The sequence below is a fragment of the Streptomyces sp. NP-1717 genome, assembly GCF_022695985.1.
Lineage (GTDB): Bacteria > Actinomycetota > Actinomycetes > Streptomycetales > Streptomycetaceae > Streptomyces.
In genome coordinates, this window is sequence record NZ_JAAPBF010000011.1 from 53,504 (window position 1) to 77,795 (window position 24,292).

23 protein-coding genes and 1 tRNA gene are annotated in these 24,292 nt (G+C 71.5%); 11 read left to right on the forward strand and 13 right to left on the reverse strand.

The genetic code is table 11. The annotated features are described in order from the left end of the window. Window positions 1-178: 178 nt before the first annotated feature. From GXP76_RS04290 to GXP76_RS04300, 3 genes are all read right to left on the reverse strand, one after another. Window positions 179-895, reverse strand: coding sequence for a nucleotidyltransferase family protein (locus GXP76_RS04290; RefSeq protein WP_242570052.1), 717 nt, complete (start codon window positions 893-895; stop codon window positions 179-181). A 38-nt stretch (window positions 896-933) separates the two neighbouring features. Beyond that, window positions 934-1,356, reverse strand: a complete 423-nt coding sequence (locus GXP76_RS04295; protein WP_242570053.1) for a hypothetical protein — start codon at window positions 1,354-1,356, stop codon at window positions 934-936. A gap of 196 nt (window positions 1,357-1,552) precedes the next feature. Then, window positions 1,553-2,689, reverse strand: coding sequence for an ABC transporter ATP-binding protein (locus tag GXP76_RS04300; protein ID WP_147876643.1), 1,137 nt, complete (start codon window positions 2,687-2,689; stop codon window positions 1,553-1,555). Window positions 2,690-2,894: 205 nt separating this feature from the next. On the opposite strand from GXP76_RS04300, the gene GXP76_RS04305 reads away from it, so the two are divergent. Then, a tRNA-Thr gene (locus GXP76_RS04305) sits at window positions 2,895-2,968 on the forward strand. Between the two features lie 52 nt (window positions 2,969-3,020). On the opposite strand, the gene GXP76_RS04310 is transcribed toward GXP76_RS04305, so the two are convergent. Then, entirely contained in the window at window positions 3,021-4,415 is a 1,395-nt protein-coding gene (locus tag GXP76_RS04310) for an FAD-binding oxidoreductase (protein WP_242570054.1), read from the reverse strand. Between the two features lie 74 nt (window positions 4,416-4,489). Between GXP76_RS04310 and GXP76_RS04315 the strand changes: the two genes are divergently transcribed. The 3 genes from GXP76_RS04315 (at window position 4,490) to GXP76_RS04325 (ending at window position 6,542) form a co-directional block, all read left to right on the forward strand. Next, window positions 4,490-5,407 carry an aminoglycoside phosphotransferase family protein gene (locus GXP76_RS04315; protein ID WP_277992963.1) on the forward strand — a complete coding sequence of 306 codons (918 nt, stop codon included), beginning with the start codon at window positions 4,490-4,492 and terminating at the stop codon, window positions 5,405-5,407. A 93-nt stretch (window positions 5,408-5,500) separates the two neighbouring features. Then, window positions 5,501-5,980: a GNAT family N-acetyltransferase gene (locus GXP76_RS04320; RefSeq protein WP_242570056.1), complete on the forward strand. Its 480-nt coding sequence runs from the start codon at window positions 5,501-5,503 to the stop codon at window positions 5,978-5,980. A 73-nt stretch (window positions 5,981-6,053) separates the two neighbouring features. Beyond that, entirely contained in the window at window positions 6,054-6,542 is a 489-nt protein-coding gene (locus tag GXP76_RS04325; protein WP_242570057.1) for a hypothetical protein, read from the forward strand. Between the two features lie 7 nt (window positions 6,543-6,549). Here GXP76_RS04325 and GXP76_RS04330 read toward each other — a convergent pair whose 3' ends face one another. Together GXP76_RS04330 and GXP76_RS04335 are read right to left on the reverse strand one after the other, a co-directional pair. Continuing rightward, the gene (locus GXP76_RS04330; RefSeq protein WP_242570058.1) at window positions 6,550-7,569 is read right to left on the reverse strand and encodes a zinc-binding dehydrogenase; all 1,020 of its coding nucleotides are present in this window, start codon (window positions 7,567-7,569) and stop codon (window positions 6,550-6,552) included. Between the two features lie 148 nt (window positions 7,570-7,717). Beyond that, window positions 7,718-8,884: an NAD(P)-binding protein gene (locus tag GXP76_RS04335; protein ID WP_242570059.1), complete on the reverse strand. Its 1,167-nt coding sequence runs from the start codon at window positions 8,882-8,884 to the stop codon at window positions 7,718-7,720. A gap of 144 nt (window positions 8,885-9,028) precedes the next feature. Between GXP76_RS04335 and GXP76_RS04340 the strand changes: the two genes are divergently transcribed. Further along, window positions 9,029-9,754 carry a pentapeptide repeat-containing protein gene (locus tag GXP76_RS04340; protein ID WP_242570060.1) on the forward strand — a complete coding sequence of 242 codons (726 nt, stop codon included), beginning with the start codon at window positions 9,029-9,031 and terminating at the stop codon, window positions 9,752-9,754. A gap of 289 nt (window positions 9,755-10,043) precedes the next feature. Here the strand turns inward: GXP76_RS04340 and GXP76_RS04345 are convergent, their stop codons facing one another. Continuing rightward, on the reverse strand, window positions 10,044-10,541 hold the full coding sequence (locus GXP76_RS04345) for a hypothetical protein (RefSeq protein ID WP_242570061.1): 498 nt from the start codon (window positions 10,539-10,541) through the stop codon (window positions 10,044-10,046). A 560-nt stretch (window positions 10,542-11,101) separates the two neighbouring features. Here GXP76_RS04345 and GXP76_RS04350 point away from each other — a divergent pair. Then, window positions 11,102-12,475, forward strand: a complete 1,374-nt coding sequence (locus GXP76_RS04350) for a M1 family metallopeptidase (protein WP_374359792.1) — start codon at window positions 11,102-11,104, stop codon at window positions 12,473-12,475. Window positions 12,476-12,649: 174 nt separating this feature from the next. Here GXP76_RS04350 and GXP76_RS04355 read toward each other — a convergent pair whose 3' ends face one another. Further along, complete coding sequence (locus GXP76_RS04355; protein ID WP_147876673.1) at window positions 12,650-13,225, reverse strand: TerD family protein; 576 nt, start codon at window positions 13,223-13,225, stop codon at window positions 12,650-12,652. A 147-nt stretch (window positions 13,226-13,372) separates the two neighbouring features. Here GXP76_RS04355 and arfB point away from each other — a divergent pair, with 147 nt between their 5' ends. After that, on the forward strand, window positions 13,373-13,804 hold the full coding sequence (gene arfB, locus GXP76_RS04360) for an alternative ribosome rescue aminoacyl-tRNA hydrolase ArfB (RefSeq protein ID WP_242570062.1): 432 nt from the start codon (window positions 13,373-13,375) through the stop codon (window positions 13,802-13,804). A 42-nt stretch (window positions 13,805-13,846) separates the two neighbouring features. On the opposite strand, the gene GXP76_RS04365 is transcribed toward arfB, so the two are convergent. Beyond that, a complete protein-coding gene (locus GXP76_RS04365) occupies window positions 13,847-14,452 on the reverse strand; it encodes a flavin reductase family protein (RefSeq protein ID WP_242570073.1) in 606 nt (201 codons plus the stop codon). 461 nt (window positions 14,453-14,913) lie between these two features. Here GXP76_RS04365 and cdgB point away from each other — a divergent pair, with 461 nt between their 5' ends. Next, window positions 14,914-16,749 (forward strand): diguanylate cyclase CdgB, encoded by a 1,836-nt coding sequence (cdgB, locus tag GXP76_RS04370; RefSeq protein WP_242570063.1) that lies wholly within the window; start codon window positions 14,914-14,916, stop codon window positions 16,747-16,749. Window positions 16,750-16,946: 197 nt separating this feature from the next. Then, window positions 16,947-17,945, forward strand: a complete 999-nt coding sequence (locus GXP76_RS04375) for a carbohydrate-binding protein (protein ID WP_242570064.1) — start codon at window positions 16,947-16,949, stop codon at window positions 17,943-17,945. Window positions 17,946-18,060: 115 nt separating this feature from the next. Here the strand turns inward: GXP76_RS04375 and GXP76_RS04380 are convergent, their stop codons facing one another. The 4 genes from GXP76_RS04380 to GXP76_RS04395 all read right to left on the reverse strand — a co-directional run bounded on the left by GXP76_RS04380 (window position 18,061) and on the right by GXP76_RS04395 (window position 22,180). Then, window positions 18,061-18,948 (reverse strand): class II fructose-bisphosphate aldolase, encoded by an 888-nt coding sequence (locus GXP76_RS04380; RefSeq protein WP_242570065.1) that lies wholly within the window; start codon window positions 18,946-18,948, stop codon window positions 18,061-18,063. A 47-nt stretch (window positions 18,949-18,995) separates the two neighbouring features. Then, entirely contained in the window at window positions 18,996-19,916 is a 921-nt protein-coding gene (locus GXP76_RS04385; RefSeq protein WP_242570066.1) for a 1-phosphofructokinase family hexose kinase, read from the reverse strand. Window positions 19,917-20,093: 177 nt separating this feature from the next. Next, on the reverse strand, window positions 20,094-21,287 hold the full coding sequence (gene nagA / locus GXP76_RS04390; protein WP_242570067.1) for an N-acetylglucosamine-6-phosphate deacetylase: 1,194 nt from the start codon (window positions 21,285-21,287) through the stop codon (window positions 20,094-20,096). Then, a complete protein-coding gene (locus GXP76_RS04395) occupies window positions 21,287-22,180 on the reverse strand; it encodes an ROK family protein (protein WP_242570074.1) in 894 nt (297 codons plus the stop codon). Before GXP76_RS04395 ends, nagA begins: the two co-directional genes overlap by 1 nt. A gap of 320 nt (window positions 22,181-22,500) precedes the next feature. Between GXP76_RS04395 and GXP76_RS04400 the strand changes: the two genes are divergently transcribed. Together GXP76_RS04400 and GXP76_RS04405 are read left to right on the forward strand one after the other, a co-directional pair. After that, window positions 22,501-23,736 carry an extracellular solute-binding protein gene (locus GXP76_RS04400; protein WP_242570075.1) on the forward strand — a complete coding sequence of 412 codons (1,236 nt, stop codon included), beginning with the start codon at window positions 22,501-22,503 and terminating at the stop codon, window positions 23,734-23,736. A 12-nt stretch (window positions 23,737-23,748) separates the two neighbouring features. Further along, window positions 23,749-24,045: a DUF3263 domain-containing protein gene (locus GXP76_RS04405; RefSeq protein ID WP_242570068.1), complete on the forward strand. Its 297-nt coding sequence runs from the start codon at window positions 23,749-23,751 to the stop codon at window positions 24,043-24,045. Window positions 24,046-24,292: the final 247 nt, after the last annotated feature.

Below are 24,292 nucleotides of genomic sequence, written 5' to 3' on the forward strand. Positions count from 1 at the left end.
ACGAGGGCGGCCACCCGGCGGGATCGGGTGGCCGCCCTCGTACGCGTGCTGTGGGCCCGTCTGCGGGCTTGAGACCTACCCGTACGTCGGGAGAGTCGCCCAGGGCGTCTCGGCGCCCGTCAGGCCCCGCCAGGAGCGCTCCGCACGGCGCGGCGGTCGACTGGTCAGCGCGGGACGGTCAACGCGCGGCGGTCGCCAGCTCCTTGGCCGCCTCCGTGAGGTCCTTCGCGGTGTCGATGGCCCGCCAGTACGCGCCCTGCGGCAGCGGGAAGCCCGCCAGAAGCCGCTCGCGCGCCAGCCGGGGAAAGGTCGTCCGCTCGTGGTCACCGCGGTCGGGCAGCAGACCCGCGAACGCGGACGAGAACACGTACACACCGGCGTTGATCAGATACGGCGACGGCGGCGACTCGATGAAGTCCAGCACATGGCCGAACTCGTCGGTCTCCACGGCCCCCCAGGGAATCCGCGGCCGGGCGAGGGCGAGCGTCGCGGTGGCATCGCGCTCGGCGTGGAACGCGGCCATCTCGCGCAGCGAGAAACGCGTCCAGATGTCGCCGTTGGTCGCGTACCAGGGCTGCCCGGGCTCGGGCAGCCGGGCGGCGGCGTATTTGAGACCACCGCCGCGGCCGAGCGGCTCCTTCTCCACCACGGTCGTGACACGCAGCGGGAGTTCCGACGAGTCCAGCCACTCCTGGAGCACCTCGGCGAGATGGCCGCACGAGACAACGGCGTCCGTGACGCCCTCGGCGGCCAGCCAGGCAAGCTGATGGCCGATGATCGGGGTCCCCGTCCCGGGGATCTCGACCATCGGCTTGGGACGGTCGTCGGTGTACGGGCGCAGCCGCGAACCCTGGCCGCCCGCGAGGACCACGGCCTGCGTCGGAAACGTCATCATGCCGTGAACGATAGGCGGGGCGGTCGGGGAGGCGGTGCTCAGTGCCCGGCGGTCTGCTGGGAGACCCCGTAGGCGAACGAGGTGTCGCACACGGGGCGGGAGAACGACTGCGCGCGGGTGGGTCCGTAGTGCGCGACCGCGGCACGGCCGAGCGCGCGGGCCAGGGACATGCAGTGCTTGGCGAGCGAGGGGCGCTCCTCGATCTGGCGCTGGAGGTGGGTCAGGGCGATCCCCGGGTCCTTCTCCTGGAGCTCCACGAGCAGCTTGTCGCGGAGAACGTCCTGGGGGGCGCGGGACTTGGCGCGTACGGACGCCTTGTCCGATGACGCGGTGAGGATCTGTGCCTCGGAGCTCTTCGCCGCCCACGGGACGGTCGCGACCGCGAGGGTTCCGGAGAGGACGAGGACGACGGGCAGTACGAGGGCGAGAGTTCGGCCGATTCGGCGGGCAGTGTGGGTCACGGAGGCGAGCGTAGCGGTCAGTGATGATTTGGCGACATTTAGTCACTCGGGTGAGGGATGGTTCGACTGGGCTTTTCGAATCGGGTGTTGACGTACGCGAATCGAAATGGCCTGTGTGCCGGGGTATTTGTCCGCCCGGGCGGCATACGCAAACGGCCCCGCACCGAAGTGCGGGGCCGTTAGTACGTTCTTCGGGTCAGTCGCTGAGGCGCTCACCCGTGGACGAGGCGAAGACGTGCGTCTCGCCCGGACGCGGCACGACGTGCAGCTTCGCGCCCTTCTCGGGAACGGCACGGCCGTTGACGCGGACCACCAGGTCCTTGTGCTCGCCGCCGACCTGCGCGTCGCCGTAGACGTAACCGTCGGCGCCCAGCTCCTCGACGACGTTGACGGTGACGGCCAGACCGGCCGGCGCGTCGTCGGCGTCCTTCGACAGCGTCTTGGCGACCTCGCCGCCCTGCTCCACGATGTCGAAGTGCTCCGGGCGGACACCGACGGTGACGGTGCTGTCACCACGGTCGGCCGCGGCGGACAGCGCCTCACGGGAGATCGGGACGACGCTGTTGCCGAACTTCACACCACCGTCGGTGATCGGGACCTCGACCAGGTTCATGGCCGGGGAGCCGATGAAGCCGGCGACGAAGAGGTTGGCGGGGCGGTCGTACATGTTGCGCGGCGAGTCCACCTGCTGGAGCAGACCGTCCTTGAGGACGGCGACCCGGTCACCCATGGTCATGGCCTCGACCTGGTCGTGCGTGACGTACACGGTCGTGATGCCCAGACGGCGCTGGAGCGAGGCGATCTGCGTACGGGTCGACACACGGAGCTTGGCGTCGAGGTTCGACAGCGGCTCGTCCATGAGGAACACCTGCGGCTCACGCACGATGGCGCGCCCCATCGCCACACGCTGGCGCTGACCACCGGAGAGCGCCTTCGGCTTGCGGTCCAGGTACTCGGTGAGGTCGAGGATCTTCGCGGCCTCTTCGACCTTCTTACGGATGTCGGCCTTGTTGACGCCCGCGATCTTCAGCGCGAAACCCATGTTGTCGGCGACCGACATGTGCGGGTACAGCGCGTAGTTCTGGAACACCATCGCGATGTCCCGGTCCTTGGGCGGCAGGTGCGTGACATCGCGGTCACCGATGCGGATCGCTCCGCCGTTGACGTCCTCAAGACCCGCGAGCATGCGCAGGGAGGTCGACTTGCCGCAGCCGGAGGGCCCGACGAGCACGAGGAACTCGCCGTCCGCGACGTCGAGCTCGAGCTGGTCGACGGCGGGCTTGGTGGAACCCGGGTACACACGGGTCGCCTTGTCGAACTGAACAGTGGCCATGGTGATGTGGTCCCTTCACCGGCAGGAACGTGCCGGACGATCCGAGTAAAGGAATGGCTCCCCCGCCGAGGGGCGGAGGATGGGTCTAGTCCACCTGGATGAACTTGAGGTGACGCTACCCCGCGTTTCAAGATCTGTCAGTAGGTGAGCAGCATCCAAATTCCCGGCTGACCTGTGATCCGTGCCGGTTATAGTTTTCCCGCACGCCTCCTTAGCTCAGTTGGCCAGAGCAACGCACTTGTAATGCGTAGGTCGTCGGTTCGAATCCGACAGGGGGCTCGGGGGAAGGCCAGGTCGTCCGTGATGACCTGGCCTTTCGGCGTTGAGGGGGTCAGTGGCGGCCCGAGATGCGGTTCGCCGTGCGGGCGAGGGTGGGGGTGGTCGTCGTGTGGGTCGTGGACTCCTGGCGGTCCGCCGTGCGGTAGGCCGCGTAGAGGGTGTGGACTCCCAGCCAGCGCAGGGGCTCCGGTTCCCATTTGCGGACCTTGTGGTTGACCCAGGGCAGCGTCGTGAGGTCCGTGGGGCCGGCCTGGCCCGAGTCCTGCTGGATCAGGTCGCGCAGGGTGCGGGCCGCGAGGTTGGTCGTGGCGACTCCGGAGCCGACGTAGCCGCCCGCCCAGCCGAGGCCGGTGGAGCGGTCGAGGGTGACCGTGGCGCACCAGTCGCGGGGGACGCCGAGGACCCCCGACCAGGCGTGATCGATGCGGACACCGGCCGTGGTGGGGAAGAAGCGGACCAGGATGTCGCGCAGGGCGGCGATGGTGGCGGGCTGGGTGCGGCCGTCGTTGTCGGTTCGGGAGCCGTAACGGTACGGGACCCCCCGGCCGCCGAGCGCGATGCGGTCGTCGGCGGTGCGCTGGGCGTACATGTAGGCGTGCGCCATGTCGCCGAGGGTTTCGCGGCCTTCCCAGCCGATGGTGTCCCACACCGCGGCGGGCAGCGGTTCGGTCGCGATCATCGAGGAGTTCATGGGGAGCCAGGTGCGGCGCTCGCCCTTGAGGCCGGCGGTGAAGCCCTCGGTGCAGCGCAGGATGTAGGGCGCGCGGACGGTGCCGTACGGGGTGATCGCGTGTTTGGGCTTGATCTCGGTGACGGGCGTCGATTCGTGGATGGTGACGCCGAGTGCCTCGACGGCCGCGGCGAGGCCCTTGAGGAGTTTGACGGGGTGCAGCCGGGCGCCGTGCGGGGTCCAGGTGGAGCCGACGGCTCCGGTGACCCGTACGCGTTCGGCGGTCTCGCGTGCGCCGTGCAGGGTGCGGTCGGTCTCGCCGAAGGCGATCTCGGTGGTGTGGAACTCCTTGAGGCGGGCGAGTTGGGCGGGTGTGTACGCGACTTCGAGGACGCCGCCCCGGTGGATGTCGGCGTCGATCGTCTCTTCGGCGGCGACGCGTACGACTTCGGCCACGGTGTCGTTCATGGCCCGCTGGAGGCGTACAGCGGCGTCCTGGCCGTGTTTGAGGGCGTAGGCGTCGCGGCCGGCGATGCCGTTGTAGAGCCAGCCGCCGTTGCGCCCGGAGGCGCCGTATCCGCAGAACTTGCCTTCCAGGACGGTGATGTTGAGGAAGGGCACGGCCTTCTTCAGGTAGTAGGCCGTCCACAGGCCGGTGAAGCCGCCGCCGACGACGCAGACGTCGGCCGTCGCGTCGCCGGGGAGGGGTTCGCGGGGCGCGGGTATGCCGTCCTGGGCGTACCAGAAGGAGATGCCGCCGTTCGTGGTGCTGCTCATGACGGTGTTCGTACACCGCTTTCCGAGGCTGTGTCCAGGTTCGGGGGAGGGGGCGTGCTCGTAGGCTCGGGGTGATGGAGATTCCGGCGGAGCTGGTGAGGACGCAGTCGACGTTTCAGGGTGCGCGGGGGCGCGCGTTCATCGCCGCGCTGCCGGCGCGCGCGGCCGGCTTTCTGAAGAGGTGGGAGCTTCGGCGTACGGGGCCGGCGATGCACGGTATGTGCGCGCTCGTCCTGCCGGTGGAGCGGGCGGACGGTACGCCGGCCGTGCTGAAGCTCCAGGACCTCGACGGGGAGACGGCCGGTGAGCCGGTGGCGCTGCGGCTGTGGGACGGCGACGGCGCGGTGCGGCTGCTGGAGTACGACGAGGCGTCGGGCACGCTGCTGCTGGAGCGGCTGGACGCGGCGCGGGATCTGGCCGGTGTCCCGGTACGGGAGGGGGTGGCGGTCATCGCCGGGCTGCTGGCCCGGCTGACGGCGCGGCCCGCGCCGGCGGGCCTGCGGACGCTGGGCGGGATCGCGGGGGCGATGCTCGACGAGGCGCCGGTGGCGGTGCGGTCGCTCCCGGCAGGCGCGGAGCGCCGGCTGCTCCTGGACTGTGCGGCGGCGGTACGTGAGGTGGCCGGTGAGCCGGGGGAGCGGCTGCTGCACTGGGATCTGCACTTCGAGAACGTGCTGGCGCCGGTGCCGGACGCCGGGGCGGCGGCGGGGGCGGGGGTCCGTGAGCCGTGGCTGGCCATCGATCCGAAGCCGCTGGCCGGGGATCCGGGGTTCGAGCTGCTGCCCGCCCTGGTCAACCGGTTCGACACGGGCGACATCATGTGGAGGTTCGATCTCATGACGGAGGTCATGGGGCTCGACCGGGAGCGCGCGCGGGCGTGGACGCTGGGGCGGGTGCTCCAGAGCTGTCTGTGGGACATCGGCGACGGGGATCGGGGGTTGTCGCCCGTGCACCTGGCGGTGGGGCGGGCGCTGCGGGAGCGCCGTGGCTGACGCCGCAGGCGGGACCGTTCGACGACGGAGTGCCGAGCGCGGCCGGCCCGGTCGCCGCTGGCGCGACGGCCGGGGAAAGGGCAGGCTGCGGGCATGATTCGTACGGCGACGGCCGCCGACGTTCCGGTGATCCACGCGATGATCCGTGAACTGGCGGCATACGAGAAGGCCCCGGACGAGGCGCGGGCGACCGAGGCGCAGTTGCGCGAGGCGCTGTTCGGGGAGCGGCCCGCCGCGTACGCGCACGTCGCGGAGACGGACGACGGCGAGGTGGCGGGGTTCGCGCTGTGGTTCCTGAACTTCTCGACGTGGCGCGGGGTGCACGGCATCTACCTGGAGGATCTGTACGTCCGTCCGGAGCGGCGCGGTGGCGGGCACGGCAAGGCGCTGCTGACGGAGCTGGCGCGGATCTGTGTGGAGCGCGGGTACGAGCGGCTGGAGTGGTCCGTACTGGACTGGAACGAGCCGTCGATCGCCTTCTACCGGGCGTTGGGGGCGCGGCCGCAGGACGGGTGGACGGTGTTCCGGCTGACGGACGGGGAGTTGGCCGCGCTGGGGGCGCCCGGGGCGTGAGAGCGCGGCGTTGTCAGTGGGTCCCTCTACTCTCGGTGACGAGTGTGGAGACCGACTTCTGTGGGGGGACCGCGTGTCCGGGACGACGATCCAGCAGCCCGATCCGGTGACGGCGGAGATCGGCCGTGGCATGGAGCTGGGGCAGCGTGGTGAACGGGACGCCGCCCGGCGGGTGTTCGCCGGTGTGTGGGACCGGCTGGGCGCGGACGGCGACCCGTTCCACATATGCGCGCTGGCCCACTCGATGGCGGATGTCCAGGACGATCCGCGGGAGGAACTGGTCTGGGACCTGCGGGCGTTGGAGGCGGCGGATCTGGTCTCGGACGAGCGCGCGCGGCTCGCGGGGGTGGCGAGCCCGGTGGCCGCGTTCTACCCGTCGCTGCATCTCAACCTGGGGGATGTGTACCGGCGGCTGGGCGATCTCGACCGGGCCCGCGATCATCTGGCGCGCGGGCTGGACGCGGTGGGCACGCTCGGCGACGACGGTTACGGGCAGCTGATCAAGGGCGGTCTCGACCGGCTGGCCGAGCGACTGTCGGCCCCCGGCTCGTCGGCGGACTGATCTCCGGTCAGTCGTGCCGCGGGGCGAGCGGCGGCTCCAGGACCACCTTGCCCATCGTGCCGCGCGTCTCCAGCGCGCGGTGCGCCCCGGCCGCGTCGGCGAGCGGGAAGCGCTGTACGGCCGGGCGCAGGCGGCCCGACGCGGCCTCCGCCAGGGCGCGGACCTCCAGTGCGCGTACGTCGCCGCCCGCCTTCTGGATCATGACGGGCCCGAGGACGCCCTCCGAGGTGATGCCGCGCTCCGCCTGCTCCTCTTCCGTGTAGCTCAGCGGTTCGCCGTCGAGGATGCCTTCGCCGGACCAGCCGAAGACGAGGTGTCTGCCGCCCTTGCCGAGGAGGTCGACGGCGGCCCGGCCGGTGTCGCCTCCGACGGAGTCGAAGACGACGGTGGCCGCGCGGCCCGCGAGGTGGGCGCGGACCGTCTGCGGCCAGTCGGGCCGGGTGTAGTCGACGGCGAGGTCGGCGCCGTTCTCGGTGACGCGCGCGACCTTGACGGGTCCGCCGGCCAGGCCGATGACGGTGGCGCCGGCGTTCTTCGCGTACTGGACGAGGAGGGTGCCGATGCCGCCGGCGGCGGCGGGGACGATCGCGACGTCCTCGGGGCCGAGGGCGGTGAACTGGAGGATGCCCATGGTGGTGCGGCCGGTGCCGATCATGGCGACGGCTTCGGCGGCGTCGAGGTTGCCGGGGATCTCGTGGAGCCGGGCCGCGTCGGCGACGGCGAGTTCCGCGTAGCCGCCGGGGGCCATGCCGAGGTGGGTGACGACCCGCTTGCCGAGCCAGCCCGGGTCGGTGCCGTCGCCGAGCGCGTCGACCGTGCCGGCGACTTCGCGGCCGGGGACGGTGGGCAGTTCGACGGGCGCGGGGTACGGCCCGGTCATGCCCTGGCGCAGGGCGGTGTCGAGGAGGTGGACCCCGGCCGCGGCGACGGCGATCCGGACCTGGCCGGGGCCGGGGACGGGGTCGTCGGTCCGCTCGTGGACCAGGTTCTCGGCGGGCCCGTAGGCGTGGAGGCGGATGGCGTGCATGGCTGGCTCCCTCGTCGGGTCCCGGTACGTCGCGAGCGCGGTCCGGCGCGTTCGCGCGCGCCGGGTTAGCGGCGCGTGCGGTCCGGTGCGTCGCGCCGTTCCGGGGCGGCGTACGGCAGTCAGCCTCCGACCTCAAGCGGACTTGAGGTCAAGCGGAGTGCCGGAGCCGTACGCCGCCGACCCTCAGCAGCGCGAGCGAGGCCGCCTCGATCGCGCTGTTGAACGAGACCTCGGACAGGACGCCGGGCGCGGCGACCTGGTCCCCGACGAGATAGACGCCGTCGCCCCGGTCGATGCGCGGCCGGTCGCGCCAGGTGGTGCCGGGCAGGTCGACCGCTCCCGTACGGCCGGCGGCGAGTGACTGGCGCCGCCACAGGGCCCGTTCGCGCCACTCGGGGAAGCCGAGGTCGAGCAGGTTCTCCGCGCGCGCGATGCCGACGGCCGCGGACTCGCCGGGGGCGACCGGGAATTGGCCCTGGAGGAGTTGTTCACCGGCCGGTGCGAGTGAGGTGTCGGCGGCGGTGAACCGTTCCAGCCAGCCCGGCGCGTCGAGATCGCAGATGACGAACGGGTCGCCCCTGCGCGTGGTGAGACCGAGGTCCAGCAGGGCGGTGCGCCCGCTCTCCCACCGCAGGCTGTCGTCGCCGAGCAGCGGCCGGGCCGATTCGAGCGACGTCGCGACGATCACGGGGCCGTCCTCGGGGAGGGTGTCGACGCGGGAGACGGTCTCGATGCGTACGCCCAGGTTCCAGGCCCGTCCGAGCATCCGGTCGATGACCTGGCTCCAGCCGCCGACCGCGATGTGCGCCTCCGGCGGGATGGTCGCGGCGCGCCGGAGCCTTTCCTGGACGAAGGCGGCGGAGAGGGAGCCCGGATCGTGGTGGAAGAGGACGACGGCGGCGTAACGGGCGGCGGCGACGGCCGCGTCGTGACCGTGCCGGTCGGTGGCCCAGGTGTGGAAGTCGACGTTCACGGGCGCCCGTTCGGCCCGGCTCCGGCTCGCCTTGAGGAGCCCGAAGGGCGGGGCCTTGCGGAGCGCGCCGTCGCGGTGGAAGCGGAGGCGGGCGGCTTCGAGGGCCGGGACGCGCGCCATCGGGCCGAGGAGACCGCGCTGTCGGAGCCAGGTCCAGTGGGGGCCGCGATGGTAGAAGACGTGCGGCCCTTCGTTGGCGCGGTACGGGCCCTCGGTGGTGCGGGCCCGCCCGCCGAAGGTGTGGTGCGCCTCGAAGACGGTCACTCTGGCGCCCGACTCGGCCGCCGAGATGGCCGCGGTGAGTCCGGCGAAGCCGCCGCCGACGACGGTGATGTGATCCATGGCTGGTGCCCCTTCACTCGTTTCACTCGTTCCCGGTGTGCCTGCGCGTGGTCCTCACGGATGTGACGAGAAACGGGCGTGGTTTGTGACATTACGAGTCGGGCATTTCGGTCGGCTGTCAGTGGGGTACGTCACGATGGATCCATGGTTCGCAGAGCGGTGACGCGCAAATCGACGGCGGGGAAGGCAGGAAAGGCGGGGGCGGCCGGCCGGAGCGTGCCGGCGCGGCGGCCGGAGGTCCGGCTGCCGCCGCTGGCGGCGTACGGGGGAGAGCTGGAGCCCGACGGGGATTACGACGGGCAGGAGTTCGGCGGCCTGGATCTGGCGGATCAGGAGGGGCCGGGGTCCCGGTTCATGGACTGCGCGCTGCGCGAGTGCGGGCTCGACCGGACGGACCTGGGCCGGGCGCGCTTCATCGACTGCGTCCTCGAAGGGATCCGCGGGGTGGGCACGGATCTGGGGGAAGCGTCGCTGCGCGATGTCGAGGTGGTGGACGCGCGGCTGGGCGGGGTGCAGATGCACGGCGCGGTCTTCGAGCGGGTGCTGATCCGGGGCGGCAAGATCGACTATCTGAATCTGCGCGGGGCGAAGCTGAAGGACGTGGTGTTCGATGGCTGCGTCCTGGCCGAACCGGACTTCGGGGGAGCGGAGTTGGAGCGCGTCGAGTTCCGGGACTGCGTCCTGAGGGAGGCGGACCTCAGCGGCGTCCGGATGAAAGATGTCGATCTGCGGACCGTCGCCGAGCTGGGCATCGCGCGCGGGGTCGACCGGCTGGCCGGTGCCGTGATCAGTACGGCGCAACTGCTCGATCTGGCACCCGCGTTCGCGGCGCAGATCGGCGTACGGGTGGAGGACGCGCCGGGCGGCTGAGGGCTCATGCGGAAGGCCCCGACCGTGGGGGGTGGGTCGGGGCCTTCAATGCGCTCCGGGGGCTCAGCCATGTGGGGGGTGAACCTGGTTGGGTTCCTGGTGGCGTCCCGGCAGGACTGCGTCTGCCCGGTCCCGGCGGCTGTATTCCTGCCAATCCGAAAACGTCCCACAGGGTCGTGTGGATTCACCCGCGTCCACCCATGTCGACCCATACCGTCCGGTGTCCGCCGGTGTCCGCCGGTGTCCGCCCACAACAGCCGATGTCGGCTCGCTTCGTCGGGGCGGACGATCAGACGCGGGGGAAGCGGGCCTGGATGTCCCAGATCGCGGGATTGTCCATCAGCCCCTCGTGCATGTCCCCGAGATCGGCCAGCAGGTCGTGCAGGAAGTCGCGCGACTCGCGGCGCAGCAGCCGGTGGCCGAAGGTGAGCGGGGGTTCGTCGGCGGGCATCCAGTCGGCGGTCACGTCCACCCAGCCGAAGCGCCGCTCGAAGAGCAGGCGGTCCGTCGACTCGGTGAAGTCCAGTTCGGCGTACTGCCGGTTGGCCGACCGGTTGCCGCGCGGATCGCGGTCGACCTGCTCCACGATGTCGCACAGCGCCCACGCGAAGTCCAGCACCGGCACCCAGCCCCAGCCCGTGGACACCTCGCGGTCGGCCTTGGTGTCCGCGAGATACACGTCGCCGCAGAACAGATCGTGCCGCAGGGTCCGGACATCGGCGAGGCGGTAGTCCGTCTGCGGGGGATCGGGAAAGCGGCGGGAGAGGGAGTAGCCGATGTCGAGCACGCGCCCGATGGTGTCACGACGCCGCGCGGACGAGTCTCCGCCCGCCGGGATACGGGCCGGGCGCGACCTACGATCACGGCGTGCACCAGCCGCGAGACGAGAGCCCGCACCGGCCGCCAGGCTGCGGCCTGGACCGGCCGGAAGACCGGAGCCCGGACCGGCCGGAGGACCTGGGTCCGGCCCAGCCGCGAGCCGTCGGCTCGCACCGGCCGGAAGGCCGGGACCCGCGTCGGTTCGCAGACCAGAGCACGCGCTGGCCGCGATACCTCGGCCTGGACCGGCCGGAAGGCCGGGACCCGGACCGGTCGCCGGGCCTCGGCCTGGACCGGTCGGAGGACCGGAGCCCGTACCGGCCGCCAGGCCGTGGCCCGGGTCGGTCGCAGGACGTCGGCCCGCACAGGCCGTCAGGCCTCGGCTCGGACCGGCCGGAGGACCGGGACCCGCACCGGTCGCGAGACGAGAGCCCGGACCGGCCATCAGGCTGTGGCCCGCGCCGGACGTCCCGCGCAGAACCCCCCGCGCAGGAGCGCGGCGTCGGCCCCTTCCCGTTTCTCGTCCGGGTGCTCGTTCTCACCCTCACTCTTACCCTGGTCGTCGGCGGGCTCGCGGGCTGCGCGGAACGGGGCGAGCAGGGATCCCCGGGCGCGGCCGGGCTCGGGGACCCGTACTTTCCGGACCTCGGCAACGGCGGCTACGACGTCACGCACTACGGCCTGACTCTCGACTACGACCCCGCCACCGGCCACCTCGACGCCGGCGCCGAGATCACCGCCCGCGCCACGCAGCCGCTCAGCGCGTTCAACCTCGACCTCGCCGGTCTGACCGTCGGCCGGGTGACCGTCGACGGCGAGCGCGCCGGCGTACGGCGTGCGGACACGGAGCTGACGCTGCTGCCGTCCGAGGACATCGCGCGCGGGGACACGTTCCGTACCGTCGTCCGCTACTCCGGCGTCCCCCGGACCCTCACCGACGCCGACAGCACGCGGGAGGGCTGGCTCAGATCGGGGAGGCGTTCCGTCGCGCTGGGCCAGCCGACCGGTTCGATGGCCTGGTTCCCCGGCAACCACCATCCGAGCGACAAGGCGGCGTACGACATCCGGATCACCGTGCCGGAGGGCCAACAGGCCGTCTCGAACGGTGAGTTGAGGAGCGAGCGGACGGCCGGGGGCCGTACGGCCTTCGGCTGGCACTGCGCCGAACCGATGGCGAGCTATCTCGCCACGGTCGCCGTCGGCCCCTACCGGACCAAGATCTCCCGAGGCGCCGACGGCGGCGTTCCCGTCCACACCGCCGTCGATCCGTCCGTGGCCGCCGACAGCGCCCGACTGCTCGCGCGGATCCCCGCGATCACGAAGTGGGGCGAGAAGAGGTTCGGCCCGTATCCGTTCTCCTCCACCGGCGTGATCATCGGGCGGCCCGGTGACGCCGACTACGCGCTGGAGACGCAGAACCGGCCCTTCCTGCCCGGCCCCACCAGCACCGCGATCCTCGTCCATGAGCTGGCGCACCAGTGGTTCGGCGACTCCGTGACCCCCGAGTCCTGGCGGGACATATGGCTCAACGAGGGCTTCGCCGAGTACGCGGCGTGGCTCTGGGCGGAGGACATGGAAGGCGTCCCCGCGCGGCAGGCGTTCGAGCGGGCGTACGAGGACGCGGCGAACTGGGCCTTCCCTCCGGCCGAACCGCCGACGGCCGCCGACATCTCCGGGCGGCCGGTGTACGGACGCGGCGCCATGGTGCTCCATCAGCTCCGGCTGGCGGTCGGCGACGACGCGTTCTTCGCGCTCGTACGCGGCTGGACCCGCGCGCACCGCCACGGCAACGCGTCCACCGCCGACTTCACCGCCTTCGCGCAGAAGCGGACGGGCCGTGATCTGACGGCTCTCTGGGACGATTGGCTGTACGGCTCCGACAAACCGCCGCCCGGCGCGTGAGTCCCCGGCACGTGAGTCCGCAGGCACGCCGTGAGTCCGGGGCGTGGCCCCGGGCCGTGAATCCGCACGCCAAAGGCCCCCGGCCGCAAGGCCGGAGGCCCCTCGCACAGTCAGCCGGTCATCTGCTCAGCGACCGGACGACTCAGTGAGTCGGTGACTCGGTGAGTCCGTGACTCAGAGGTTGACGCCGAAGTCCGTGGCGATGCCCGCGAGGCCCGAGGCGTAACCCTGGCCCACCGCGCGGAACTTCCACTCCGCGCCGTTGCGGTACAGCTCGCCGAAGACCATCGCGGTCTCGGTGGCGGCGTCCTCGCTCAGGTCGTAGCGCGCGATCTCGGTGCCGCCGGCCTGGTTCACGATGCGGATGTACGCGTTGCGGACCTGGCCGAAGTTCTGGCTGCGGGTCTCGGCGTCGTAGATGGAGACCGGGAAGACGATCTTGTCGACGTCGGCCGGCAGACCCGCCAGGTTGACGTTGATCGCCTCGTCGTCGCCCGCGCCTTCGCCGGTGCGGTTGTCACCGGTGTGGACGATGGTCTGGTCCGGCGTGGACTTGTTGTTGAAGAAGATGAAGTGGCTGTCGGAGACAACCTTTCCACCCGCGTTGACCGCGATCGCCGAGGCGTCGAGGTCGAAGTCCGTACCGGTGGTGGAGCGGACGTCCCAGCCGAGGCCGACCGTGACGGCTGTCAGGCCCGGTGCCTCCTTGGTGAGCGAGACGTTGCCGCCCTTGGACAGGCTTACAGCCATGGGGATGGTCCCTTTCGTTGTGTACGAGCTCGTGCGCGGACTTCGATCGGCTTCCGAAGTTACCGTCACCCGCCATAACGCGGAGAGAGGACTCAGAGGTTCCTTAACGCCTTTGATTTGTCTGTGCGGACACGGGACGATGGACACATGTCCGGGTCCCCGCACGTCATTCGCGGCTCCGTCTCCCTCCCGGAGGCCGAGCTCATGTGGCGTTTCTCGCGCTCCTCGGGACCCGGCGGACAGCACGTGAACACCAGCGACTCGCAGGTGGAACTGCGCTTCGACCTCGCCAGGACGGAGGCGCTGCCCGAGGTGTGGAAGGAGCGGGCGCTGGAGCGGCTCGCGAGCCGGCTGGTGGGCGGTGTCGTGACCGTACGGTCGTCCGAACACCGTTCCCAGTGGCGCAACCGCGAGACGGCCCTGGTGCGGATGGCCTCGCTCCTCGCCGAGGCGACGGCTCCGCCGCCCCGTCCGCGCCGGGCCACGAAGATCCCGCGCGGTATCAACGAGCGCAGGCTGCGCCAGAAGAAGCAGCGCGCGGAGACCAAGCGCGGGCGCAACGGCCGGGATTGGTCGTAGGGCCGGGCTCGCGGTCCGTTCCGGCTCGCGGTCCCTCCGGGCTCAGCCCTGACCCTGTCCCTGTCCCAACTGCCGGTACTTCCCCCGGAAGTACGTCAGCGGGCCCGCGTCGCCCGATCGGCCCGGCACGGACGCCGTCAGCACCCGGCCCACGACCAGCGTGTGGTCGCCGGTCACGATCCGCTGTTCCGTACGGCACTCCAGGACCGTCAGCGCGCCTTCGATCAGCGGTGCCCCGCTCACCTCGCCGCGCCGGTGCGGCAGGTCCTCGAAGAGCAGCCGGTCGCTGATCCGGCCCTTCATCGCGAAGCGGCCGGCGACCCGTACCTGGCTCTCGGAGAGCATCGACGCCGCCCACGTCGGCTGTTCGTCCAGCAGGTCGTCCATCCGGGAGCCGTTGCGCAGGCTCACCACCACCAGGGGCGGGTCGAGCGAGACGGACATGAAAGACGTGGCCGTCATTCCGGCGTCCGCGCCGTTCGGACCGTCGTCCGGGTCGTGCGCGGTGACCAGCACCACCCCGGCGGCCAGCCGGGAGAGCGCGGCGCGGAACTCGTCGTTGCTCACTCCCTCAGGATGGGGGACGGCTTCGGGAGACGCGGCGTCGGGAGGCTGGGCCTCGGTACGCCGGGCGGTTGTCTTCTGCAGCACGTCGTCCACGCTAGCCCCGGCGGTGACATGCCCGCATCGGACCACAGAACCAGCCAGGACCTAGGTCCAGCCGTTCCCGCGTGTGCGGCGCGACACATCGTCAGGGTTTCGCGGCGCTCAACAGGGGCGCCGCAGGGGCGTCGCGAGGGCGGGGCGGATGGCGGCTCGGAGGGTTTCGCGGCTGCCGCACGCCGGAGTGTGCGCCCATAGTGCGCCCCTCCGCGCGCCCCCCACCGCACCACTTCCCACCTCGATATTTGCGTTCACGAAGACCTGGAGCGCTCCCACGCCCCCCTTGAACTCTCCTTCCTCATATGTGACTTGGCTCACAGGGCCGAGGAATTGTTGACCCTGTGTACCGACTGCACAGCTCGCTGTGATTCAGTGGCCGGGATACCGCATCAAGCGAGCCGATGAGAATTCTGGAGTTGCTGTCGAGGTCTCGGGGAGAGCGAACGATGGAGACCGAGTCGGAGCCGTACGTCCGCCTTGCGACCCTGCGGCAGCTGCACGACGTTGTCGGCGAGCTCAACACCGCCCGCAGTCTGGCCGACACCCTTCAGACAGTTGCCGACGGCATAGTCAAGGGCCTCGGCTACGAGCTGGCCTGCGTCAACCTCGTACAGCCCGACGGTGACCTGGTCGTCGCCGCCTTCGCGGGCAATGCCGCCGCCGAAGCGCTGATAACCGGCCGCGTCGGCGCCCGCGCCTCCTGGGAACGCCGGCTCAGCATGGGCGAGACCTGGGGTGAGCTGCGGTACATACCCCACACCGAGGGCTGGATCCTGCTGGATGACGACGTCCCGCAGTGGTACACCGAGGGACCCGATCCGCGCTTCGAGGACGAGTGGCACCCGCAGGACCGCCTCTACGCCCCCATGTACGCCCCTGGAGGCGGACGCGAGCTCCTCGGGGTCATATCCGTCGACCGGCCGCGCGGCGGGCGCCGTCCGGGCCCCTGGGGGCGCGAAGCGCTCCAGATGTACGCCTCCCAGGCCGCCATTGCGATAAGTAACGCCCGCCTCAGAGCAAACATGCAGCGCGCGCTGGTCCGGCTGGAGCGGGAGCAGCAGGCGCTGCGGGCCAGTGAGGAGTCCTTCCGGCAGGCGTTCGAGTACGCGCCCAGCGGGATGGCCATCGCCGAGATGGGCGGGGACCAGCACGGCAGGCTGCTGCGGACGAACGACGCGCTCTGCCGGCTGCTCGGCCGGTCCGCCTCCGCGATCCGCCGCCACTCCTTCTCCGACCTCGTCCACCCCGAGGACATCGGCACGCTGCTGCGCACCTCGGCGGAGGGCGGCCGCGCCGAGCTGCGGCTGGCGCGCCGTGACAACAGCTATGTGTGGGTGTCGCTGCGCAACTCCGTCGTCGCCGACACCACCGACGGCCCCCGCTTCCTCCTCACCCATGTCGAGGACATAGAGGAGCGCAAGCGCAACGAGCTCCAGCTCGCCCACCGCGCGTCGCACGACTCCCTGACCGGTCTGCCCAACAGCGCCGAGCTGCGCGCCCGTCTCAGTGCCCGCCTCTGCGAGCGCCCCAACGCCATATCGGTACGGGAGACGGCGGCGCAGACCGTGGACAAGGCGTACGGCGGATACGACGACGGCGGCTACGGCGGTGGAGTGGTCCCGTACGGCCAGGGGCCCGGCTACGGCGGCTACGACGCGACCGGCGGCGCCGGCTACGCGCCCGTGCCCGCCGCCGGATACGGCGGGGGCTACGGAGGCGCGGTCGAGGGTTACGAACCGTACGAGTCCTACGAGCCGTACGACTCCTACGGAAATCCCGTCGAGCGCGCCTACCAAGGAGACGGCTTCGACCCGTCGTCCGCCCCCGCGCCCCTCGACCACCACGTGCACACCGTCGCGCCGGGTCCCGACCCCGACGACGGGAGCAAGGGCCTCGCCGTCCTCTTCTGCGACCTCGACGGTTTCAAGTCGATCAACGACCGTTTCGGCCATAACACCGGCGACGCCGTGCTGATCGAAGTCGCCCGCAGGCTGAACACCGGCGTGCGGGACGGCGACACCGTCGCGCGCCTCGGCGGCGACGAGTTCGTGGTCCTCGCCGACGGCCTCGGCGCCACGGACGCCGCTGACCTGGCGGTTCGGCTGCGGAACGCGATCATCCCGCCCATCAGGGTGGACGGCAGGGCGGTCCGCGTGGGAGCCAGCTTCGGTATCGGCTGGGCGAGTTGCGGCATGACGGTCGAGGAAGTGCTGAAATCCGCGGACCAGCGGATGTACATCGAGAAGCGCTCGCGCAGCAAGGTCCAGCGCCGGGCGGGATAACGTCGGGCGGTGTGCCGGGGGGCGCCGTGTCGTATCTCTCTGTACGGCGGTTCACCGATGTCCAACGACGTCTCCCGATGTTCACCGGGGGATGGTGCAACCGCCCACTCCGATCAAGGCCCGTCCGTATGCTTGCCCAATCGAGGTAGGCTCGGCCGGTCGGCGACGCTGGCGAGATGGTAAGGAGTGACCCAGGGATGACGGCCGGGAACAACGGCGCGAGTACGCCCGAGGACGACGATCCGTTCGGCTATCTGTACGAGGACGGACAGACGGCCGCGAACGGTGCGCAGGCCCGGCGCGGCGGCTACGGCTACCCCGGTCCCGCCTCTCAGCCCGGTGTGCCGAGAACGTCGTACAACCAGGTCAGGACCGTGGGCGAGCGCCAGTACGGTCAGGTCCCGCAGCAACAGCAGCCCTACGGGCAGCAGCCTCAGTACGGAGGCCAGCAGCAGTACGGCCAGGCTCCTTACGGCCAGGCCCCCGACGCCCACTACGCGGCCCCCGAGACCGGCGGCGCCGCCACCCGTACGGTCCCCGCCCAGCGCGGCGGCGGTCGTGGCAACGGCGGCGGACCCAACACCAAGGGCCTGCTCATCGGCGCCGTGGCGGTCGTGGCGGTCGTCGTGATCGGAATCACGGCCGCGCTGCTCTCCAACGGAGACGACAGCAAGAACGCCGACGGCGGCCCGACGGACGCCCCGACCACGGGCGAGTCGGCGCCACCGAGCGAGGACCCCGGCAAGCAGGACCCGGACCCCGAGAAGCCGATCGAACTCCCGAAGCAGGACGCGGCGACGCTGAAGCTCGGGGCGCCGGCGGTGCTGGCGAAGGACATCAAGGGCGCGAAGGGCACGGGCGGCGCGTATGTGACGTTCAACGGGACCGGTGGATCGGCCAGTTGGACCGTCGACCTGCCGGAGGCCGGTGAGTACACGCTGTTCATCACCTACGCCGTGCCGGGCAAGGACGCGAAGACATCGCTCACGATCAACGACGAGACGCCCCGCTCGGTCAACATGTCCAATTTCGCCAAGGCGAAAGAGGGCGACTGGGAGAAGGGCTGGACCACCACCTACGCCTACGTCAACCTCGCCAAGGGCAGCAACACGATGAAGCTGTCGTGCGAGACGGGCGACCAGTGCGAGGCGATCCTCGACCAGGTCTCCCTGGAGCAGGGCAAGGCGAAGGGCTGAGCCCACCCGCCGGGGCCCGCCCCGGCGGACGCCGTGGAGCCCTGGCCCGTGTCAGACGGGCCAGGGGTTTGACCCACTGGCCCGCCGCGCCCGGCGCACCTGCGGGCGGACGGCGCTAGTTGTCCGACACGGCGCGGGGCTCCCCGCCGATCACCCTCAGGAACGCCTCCACCGTCCCGGTCATCGCCTCGCGAGCCGGGGCGAGGTATTTCCGGGGGTCGACCGTCTTCGGGGCGGCCGCCAGGTGGGTGCGGACGGTGGCCGTGAAGGCCGTGTTCAGGGCCGTGCCGACGTTGATCTTGGTCATGCCCGCCGCGACCGCCCGGCGGATCTCGTCGTCGGGGACGCCCGACGAGCCGTGCAGTACCAGCGGTACGGCGACGGCCCGGCGCAGCGCGCCGATCAGGTCGTGGTCCAGGGCCGCCGTGCGGTCCGTCATCGCGTGCGAGGAGCCGACCGCCACGGCCAGCGCGTCGACGCCGGTGGCGCTCACGTACGCGACCGCCTCGGCCGGGTCCGTACGGACGCCCGGGGTGTGGGCGCCCAGCGGTGGCTCGCCGTCCTTGCCGCCGACCTTGCCCAGTTCCGCCTCGATCCAGATGCCGCGTGCGTGGCCCCAGGCGACCGCCTCCGCCGTCGCGGCCACGTTCTCCTCGTAGGGCAGTTTCGACGCGTCGAACATCACGGAGCTGAAGCCCTCGCCGTCGGCCGCGCGCATCAGTTCGGCCGATTCGACGTGATCGAGGTGGAGCGAGAGCGGCGCGTCCGAGGCGCGCGCGACGGCGGCGGTGGCCGCGGCGAGGGCCGTCAGCCGGCCGCCGTGGAACTTCACCGCGTTCTCGGAGATCTGGAGGATCGCGGGGCGGCCCGCCCGCTCCGCGCCGGCGGCGATCGCCTCGGCGTGCTCCAGCGTGATGACGTTGAACGCGGCGACGCCGCCCCGCCCGTCCCGCTGTCCGGCCGCCGCCGACGACACGAGTTCACCGGTGCTTACGAGTGGCATGTGGTCCCCTGTCCGGACTGTTCCGTTCCGTCACCGGGCCTGCTCGGTCACGGTGCTTGTTCCGTCACGGCGATGCGCGGCAGCAGTTCCGCGTACGCCTTCCGGTCGAACTCGCCCGCCGCCGGCGCCAGGACCGTCGCCGTGGCGAGCGCGACCGCCCGCGCGAGCTTCTCGGGCCACGGCAGCCGCTCCACGAGCCCCGACAGGAGCCCGGCCACCGCCGAGTCTCCCGCGCCCGTCGGATTGCCCCGTACGGCCCTCGGCGGCGCCGCACGCCACGAGCCGTCCGGGGTCGCGGCGAGCAGCCCGGCGGCGCCGAGCGAGGCGACCACGGCACGGCCGCCGCGCCTGCGCGCGTCACGGGTCGCGCGCAGCGGCTCGCGTGAGCCGGTGAGCCCGGCCAACTCGTCCGCGTTGGGCTTCACGAGGTCGGGGCGGGCGGCGATGCCCCGGCGCAGTGGTTCGCCGCTGGTGTCGAGGAGGACGGGCAGGTTCGCGGCCCGCGCGAGGCGCACCAGTTCCGCGTACGCGCCGACATGGATGCCCGGCGGCAGGCTGCCGCACAGCGCGACCGCGTCCGCGCGGGCGGCGAGCCCTTCGAAGGAGGTGAGGAACGAGGCCCACTCGGCGGGTGTGACGGTCGGGCCAGGTTCGTTCAGCTGGGTCGTGTCGCCGGTCGCCTCGTCGACGACGGCGATCGTGCGGCGCGTGGTGCCCGCGATGCCCACGAGCGCGTCGGACGGGCCCTCGGCGGCGAGCAGTTCGCGCAGCGCGTCCCCCGTCCGGCCGCCGGCGAACCCGGTCACGGTGGTCTCGTGGCCGAGCGCCGCCAGCACACGGGCGACGTTGAGGCCCTTGCCGCCCGGCCGTTCGGAGACCTCGGCGACGCGGTTGGTGGCGTGCGGGGTGAGGGCCGGGGTGCGGTAGGTGATGTCGAGGGCGGTGTTGAGCGTGACCGTGAGGATCATGCGCGGCGCCCTCCCTCGGGGTGCGACGGGGGAGGGGCCGCCTGCCCGCTCCGTATCGGTCCTGATCATGCCAAAAGCCGGGGAGTACCGTCCCGGTGGTGCGAGCGGAACGGCTGACCGGCCCCGCCGGCCGGTGGGCCCGAGCCCGTACCGGCGAGGGCCGTACCGGCGAGGGCCTTACCGGCCCGGCTCGACCACCCATTCGCCCTTGCGCAGTACGCCCCTGACCGCGAAGTCCGCGTCCAGGATCACCAGGTCGGCGTCCTTGCCCGCCTCCAGCGACCCCACCCGGTCGTCCACGCCCAGCAGCTTCGCCGGGTTGGCCGAGATCGCCCGCACGATGTCCGCGACCGGCAGCCGGTCGATCGTCGCCGCGCGTCTGAACGCCGTGTCCAGGGTCAGGGTCGAGCCCGCGATCGAACCGCCCACGGCGAGCCGCGCCACACCGTCCTTGACCTCGACCTCCAGCGGCCCGAGCTGGTAGACGCCGTCGCCGAAACCGGCCGCGTCCATCGCGTCCGTGATGAACGCCACCCGGCCCGCGCCCGCGCGGTGGAACGCCAGCTCCAGCGCCGCCGGATGCAGATGCGTGCCGTCGTTGATCAGCTCGACGGTGATCCGCTCGTCCTCCAGCAGCGCGGCGATCGGCCCCGGCGCGCGGTGGCCGAGCGGCGGCATCGCGTTGAACAGGTGCGTGGCGACCGTCGCACCCGCGTCGACGGCCTCGACGGTCTGCTCGTACGTCGCGTCCGTGTGCCCGATCGCGGCGATCACGCCGTGCTCCACCAGCAGCCGTACGGAGTCGATGCCGCCGGGCAGTTCGGTCGCGAGGGTCACCATCCGGGCGGTGCCGCGCGCCGCGTCGAGGAGCTTGCGCACCTCGGCCGGGTCCGGGTCGCGCAGCAGCACCTCGCTGTGCGCGCCCTTGCGGCAGGGCGAGATGAACGGCCCCTCGAAGTGGATGCCGGCGAGGTCGCCCTGCTCGACGAGTTCGGAGAGGAACCCGGCACGCTGCGCGAGGAAGTCCATCTCGCCGGTGACGGTGGAGGCGAGGAGCGTGGTGGTGCCGTGCTCCTGGTGCGTACGGACGCCTCTGAGGACGTCGTCCGCGCTGCCCGACGTGAAGGACGCGCCGCCGCCGCCGTGGTTGTGCATGTCCACGAAGCCGGGCACCACCCAGTGGCCGGTCAGGTCGAGCGCTCCGGGGGCGGCGGCACCGGGGGACGGGGGCGCGTCTCCCGTGGAGGGGGCGGCCGGCCCGGCCTCGGTGATGCGCCCGCCCTCGACGCTCACCCGTCCGTTCTCCACGATCCCGGTCGGCAGCACCACCCGGGCCCCGGTGAGAACAGTGCTTTCGGCGCGTGCGGCCATCAGGCGGATACCTCCGTGGAGAGAAGATCCCAGGCGAGCAGCCCCGCGCCCAGGCATCCGGCGGTGTCCCCGAGGGCCGCCGGGACGATCTCGGGCAGCTTCTGGAACGTGACCCGCTCCTCGACTGCGGCCCGCAGGGGTGTGAACAACGTTTCCCCGGCCTCGGCGAGACCGCCACCGATGATCAGCCTTCGGGGGTCGAGCAGGGTGAGCGCGGTGACCAGCCCGGCCGCGAGCGCGTCGACGGCGTCCGCCCAGACCGCCCGGGCCCTCGGGTCGCCGGACGCGACGGCCTTCGCGCAGTCGGCGGCGTCGGCCTCCGGATCACCGCTGGCCGCCGCCCACGCGCGGGTGACGGCCGCCGCCGACGCGAGCGTCTCCATGCAGCCGGTCTGCCCGCAGCCGCACACGGGCCCGTCGGGCCGGACCACCACGTGCCCGATCTCACCCGCGTAGCCGTGCGCGCCCGCCTCTATGGCCCCGTCGATGCCGATGGCGCCCGCGATGCCGGTGCCGAGAGGGACGAAGAAGAACCGGTCCGAGCCCTTGCCCGCGCCGATCCGCCCCTCGGCGAGCCCGCCGGTGCGTACGTCGTGCCCGAGTGCGACCGGTACGCCGCCCAGCCGCGCCGCCAGCAGATCGCGCAGCGGCAGGTCGCGCCAGCCGAGGTTCGCCGCGTACAGCGCGATCCCGCGCTCGGCGTCGACTATGCCCGGTACCGCCACTCCGGCGGCGACCGCGCTCTCGCCCAAGTGCTCGGCGCCGTAGGCGCGCAGATCCGCCGCGAAGCCGAGGATCGTCTCGACGACCGCGTCGGGCCCGCGCTCCCTGTCGGTGGCGCGGCGCGCTTCGTACAGCAGCGCGCCGTCCGTCCCGACCAGGGCGGCCTTCATGCCTGTGCCGCCCACATCCAGGGCGATGACGTGTCTCACAAGCGCATTCTCGCGTGAAAACCCAAGAAAGGTCTAGTCCACTGTGCGGGATTGTTGCCAGCCCATACAAAGCCTTCGCCAAACCTGACGGGCAGGGGAAGTTGCCGAAGCGATACGGGGCTGGTGTAGACCTCCGGCGGTGCATGGGGAAAAATCGCTGCTCGTCAACGCAGGACGTCGCGGGGGACCGACTGGGACAACGAACGCCGTAAAGACGGCCGAGCGAATACAAGGGTGGGAAAAGAGCTGTGCAGCAGCGCTTCCTTAGGGCTTCCGCGGCGATGGCCGCGCTGGGCATGACGATGGCGCTGAGCGGCTGCGGCAGCTCCAGCGGTTCGGGTGACGTCACCCTGAAAGTGGTCGCGGCGGACTACGGCAACAGTGCCGCGAACAGCTCGGAGAAGTACTGGAACAGCCTGGCCAAGGAGTTCGAGTCCGAGAACCCGGGCATCAAGGTCGACGTCGACGTCCGTTCCTGGAAGACCGTGGACGCCGACGTGGCGAAGATGGTCAGGGACGGCGAGGCGCCCGACATCGCGCAGATCGGCGCGTACGCCGACTACGTGAAGAAGGAAGAGCTGTACAGCGCGGACGAGTTGCTCTCCATTCCCACGCAGGCGAACTTCCTCTCCCGCTTCGCCGACGCCGGAAAGGTCGACCAGACCCAGTACGGAATGCCGTTCGTCGCCAGCACGCGGCTCCTCTTCTACAACAAGGGCCTGTTCGCGGCGGCCGGTCTCTCCGCGCCGCAGGACTGGGACGACATCAAGTCGGACGCGGAGGCGCTCAAGGCGCAGGACGTACCGACCCCGTTCGCCCTTCCGCTCGGCCCCGAGGAGGCGCAGGCGGAGACCATGATGTGGATGCTCAGCGGTGGCGGCGGTTACACGGACGCGACCGACGGCTCCTACGCGGTCGACTCGGAGACGAACGTCAAGACCTTCGAATGGCTCCAGCGGGAGCTGGTCGGCGAGGGCCTCACCGGCTCCGTACCGCCCGGCGAACTGGACCGCGCCGACGCCTTCAAGGCGTTCACCGACGGCAAGGTCGGCATGCTCAACGGGCACCCGACGATGATGCAGGAGGCCGAGAAGGCCGGCGTCGACGTCGGGATGGTGCCGCTGCCCGGCATCAACGGCAAGTCCAAGGCGACGATGGGCGTCGCCGACTGGATCATGGCGTTCAAGCAGGCCGGCCACCGCGAACAGGCGGGCAAATTCCTCGACTTCACCTTCGAGGACGAGAACGTCATGGACTTCGTCGGGCAGTACGACCTCCTGCCGGTCACCTACAGCGCGTCCGAGACGATGGTGGCGGACGACGAGCACAAGGAACTGCGGAAGTTCCTGGAGGCGCTGCCGACCGCCGAGCTGTACCCGTTCGGCAAGACGTCGTGGGCGGGTGTCAGCGACGACATAAAGAAGAACATCGGCAAGACGGTGCAGCCCGGCGCGGTGCCGTCGGAGATCCTGGCGAGGATCGGCCGTGACGCGACGACGGCGGAGAACGCCGAGTAGCGTGGCAGTCCTATGACCGCCGCACCGATACCCGAGCCCGGGCCCGAGGGCACGCCGCAGGAGGACCGCGGTCCCGTCGGCCGGTCGGAACTGACCGAGCGGGACCGCGCCGTCCTCGCCGTGGAGAAGCGCTCCTGGCCGGGCCCCGGCGCCAAGGAGCGCGTCATCAGGGAGCGGCTCGGCATCTCGCCCACCCGCTACTACCAGCTGCTGGGCGCGCTGATCGACGACCCGCTGGCCCTGGCCCACGACCCGGTGACGGTCAACCGCCTGCGCCGCATCAGGGACGCCCGCCGCGCGAGCCGCTGAGCCCGACAACGGCGCGCACCATCAAGGCGGTCCGTCGTTTGAGGACGACTCGACAACGGTGGGCACATCAAGCCCGTCCGGCGATCGAGGACGAACCGGCCACCGGACAGGCCTGGTGAAACGAACCCCGGCCACCACCCCGGCAGGGCACGCGCGCGGATAGGCTCGGAGTATGGGCAGCCACTCGCACCCCCTGCCGACCCCCGTCACCCCCGCCGGCGCCGAAGGCCTGGCCGCGCTTCTCGCG

Excerpts from the sequence above, each read along its gene's own strand:
- GXP76_RS04355 (WP_147876673.1), bottom strand. The coding sequence starts at position 13,225 with ATGGCTGTAAGCCTGTCCAAGGGCGGCAACGTCTCGCTCACCAAGGAG.
- arfB (WP_242570062.1), top strand. The coding sequence starts at position 13,373 with ATGTCCGGGTCCCCGCACGTCATTCGCGGCTCCGTCTCCCTCCCGGAG.
- GXP76_RS04315 (WP_277992963.1), top strand. The coding sequence starts at position 4,490 with ATGGAGATTCCGGCGGAGCTGGTGAGGACGCAGTCGACGTTTCAGGGT.
- GXP76_RS04400 (WP_242570075.1), top strand. The coding sequence starts at position 22,501 with ATGGCCGCGCTGGGCATGACGATGGCGCTGAGCGGCTGCGGCAGCTCC.
- GXP76_RS04405 (WP_242570068.1), top strand. The coding sequence starts at position 23,749 with ATGACCGCCGCACCGATACCCGAGCCCGGGCCCGAGGGCACGCCGCAG.
- cdgB (WP_242570063.1), top strand. The coding sequence starts at position 14,914 with ATGGAGACCGAGTCGGAGCCGTACGTCCGCCTTGCGACCCTGCGGCAG.
- GXP76_RS04290 (WP_242570052.1), bottom strand. The coding sequence starts at position 895 with ATGATGACGTTTCCGACGCAGGCCGTGGTCCTCGCGGGCGGCCAGGGT.
- GXP76_RS04335 (WP_242570059.1), bottom strand. The coding sequence starts at position 8,884 with ATGGATCACATCACCGTCGTCGGCGGCGGCTTCGCCGGACTCACCGCG.
- nagA (WP_242570067.1), bottom strand. The coding sequence starts at position 21,287 with ATGGCCGCACGCGCCGAAAGCACTGTTCTCACCGGGGCCCGGGTGGTG.
- GXP76_RS04300 (WP_147876643.1), bottom strand. The coding sequence starts at position 2,689 with ATGGCCACTGTTCAGTTCGACAAGGCGACCCGTGTGTACCCGGGTTCC.
- GXP76_RS04320 (WP_242570056.1), top strand. The coding sequence starts at position 5,501 with ATGATTCGTACGGCGACGGCCGCCGACGTTCCGGTGATCCACGCGATG.
- GXP76_RS04340 (WP_242570060.1), top strand. The coding sequence starts at position 9,029 with ATGGTTCGCAGAGCGGTGACGCGCAAATCGACGGCGGGGAAGGCAGGA.
- GXP76_RS04330 (WP_242570058.1), bottom strand. The coding sequence starts at position 7,569 with ATGCACGCCATCCGCCTCCACGCCTACGGGCCCGCCGAGAACCTGGTC.
- GXP76_RS04395 (WP_242570074.1), bottom strand. The coding sequence starts at position 22,180 with ATGAAGGCCGCCCTGGTCGGGACGGACGGCGCGCTGCTGTACGAAGCG.
- GXP76_RS04380 (WP_242570065.1), bottom strand. The coding sequence starts at position 18,948 with ATGCCACTCGTAAGCACCGGTGAACTCGTGTCGTCGGCGGCGGCCGGA.
- GXP76_RS04310 (WP_242570054.1), bottom strand. The coding sequence starts at position 4,415 with ATGAGCAGCACCACGAACGGCGGCATCTCCTTCTGGTACGCCCAGGAC.
- GXP76_RS04385 (WP_242570066.1), bottom strand. The coding sequence starts at position 19,916 with ATGATCCTCACGGTCACGCTCAACACCGCCCTCGACATCACCTACCGC.
- GXP76_RS04375 (WP_242570064.1), top strand. The coding sequence starts at position 16,947 with ATGACGGCCGGGAACAACGGCGCGAGTACGCCCGAGGACGACGATCCG.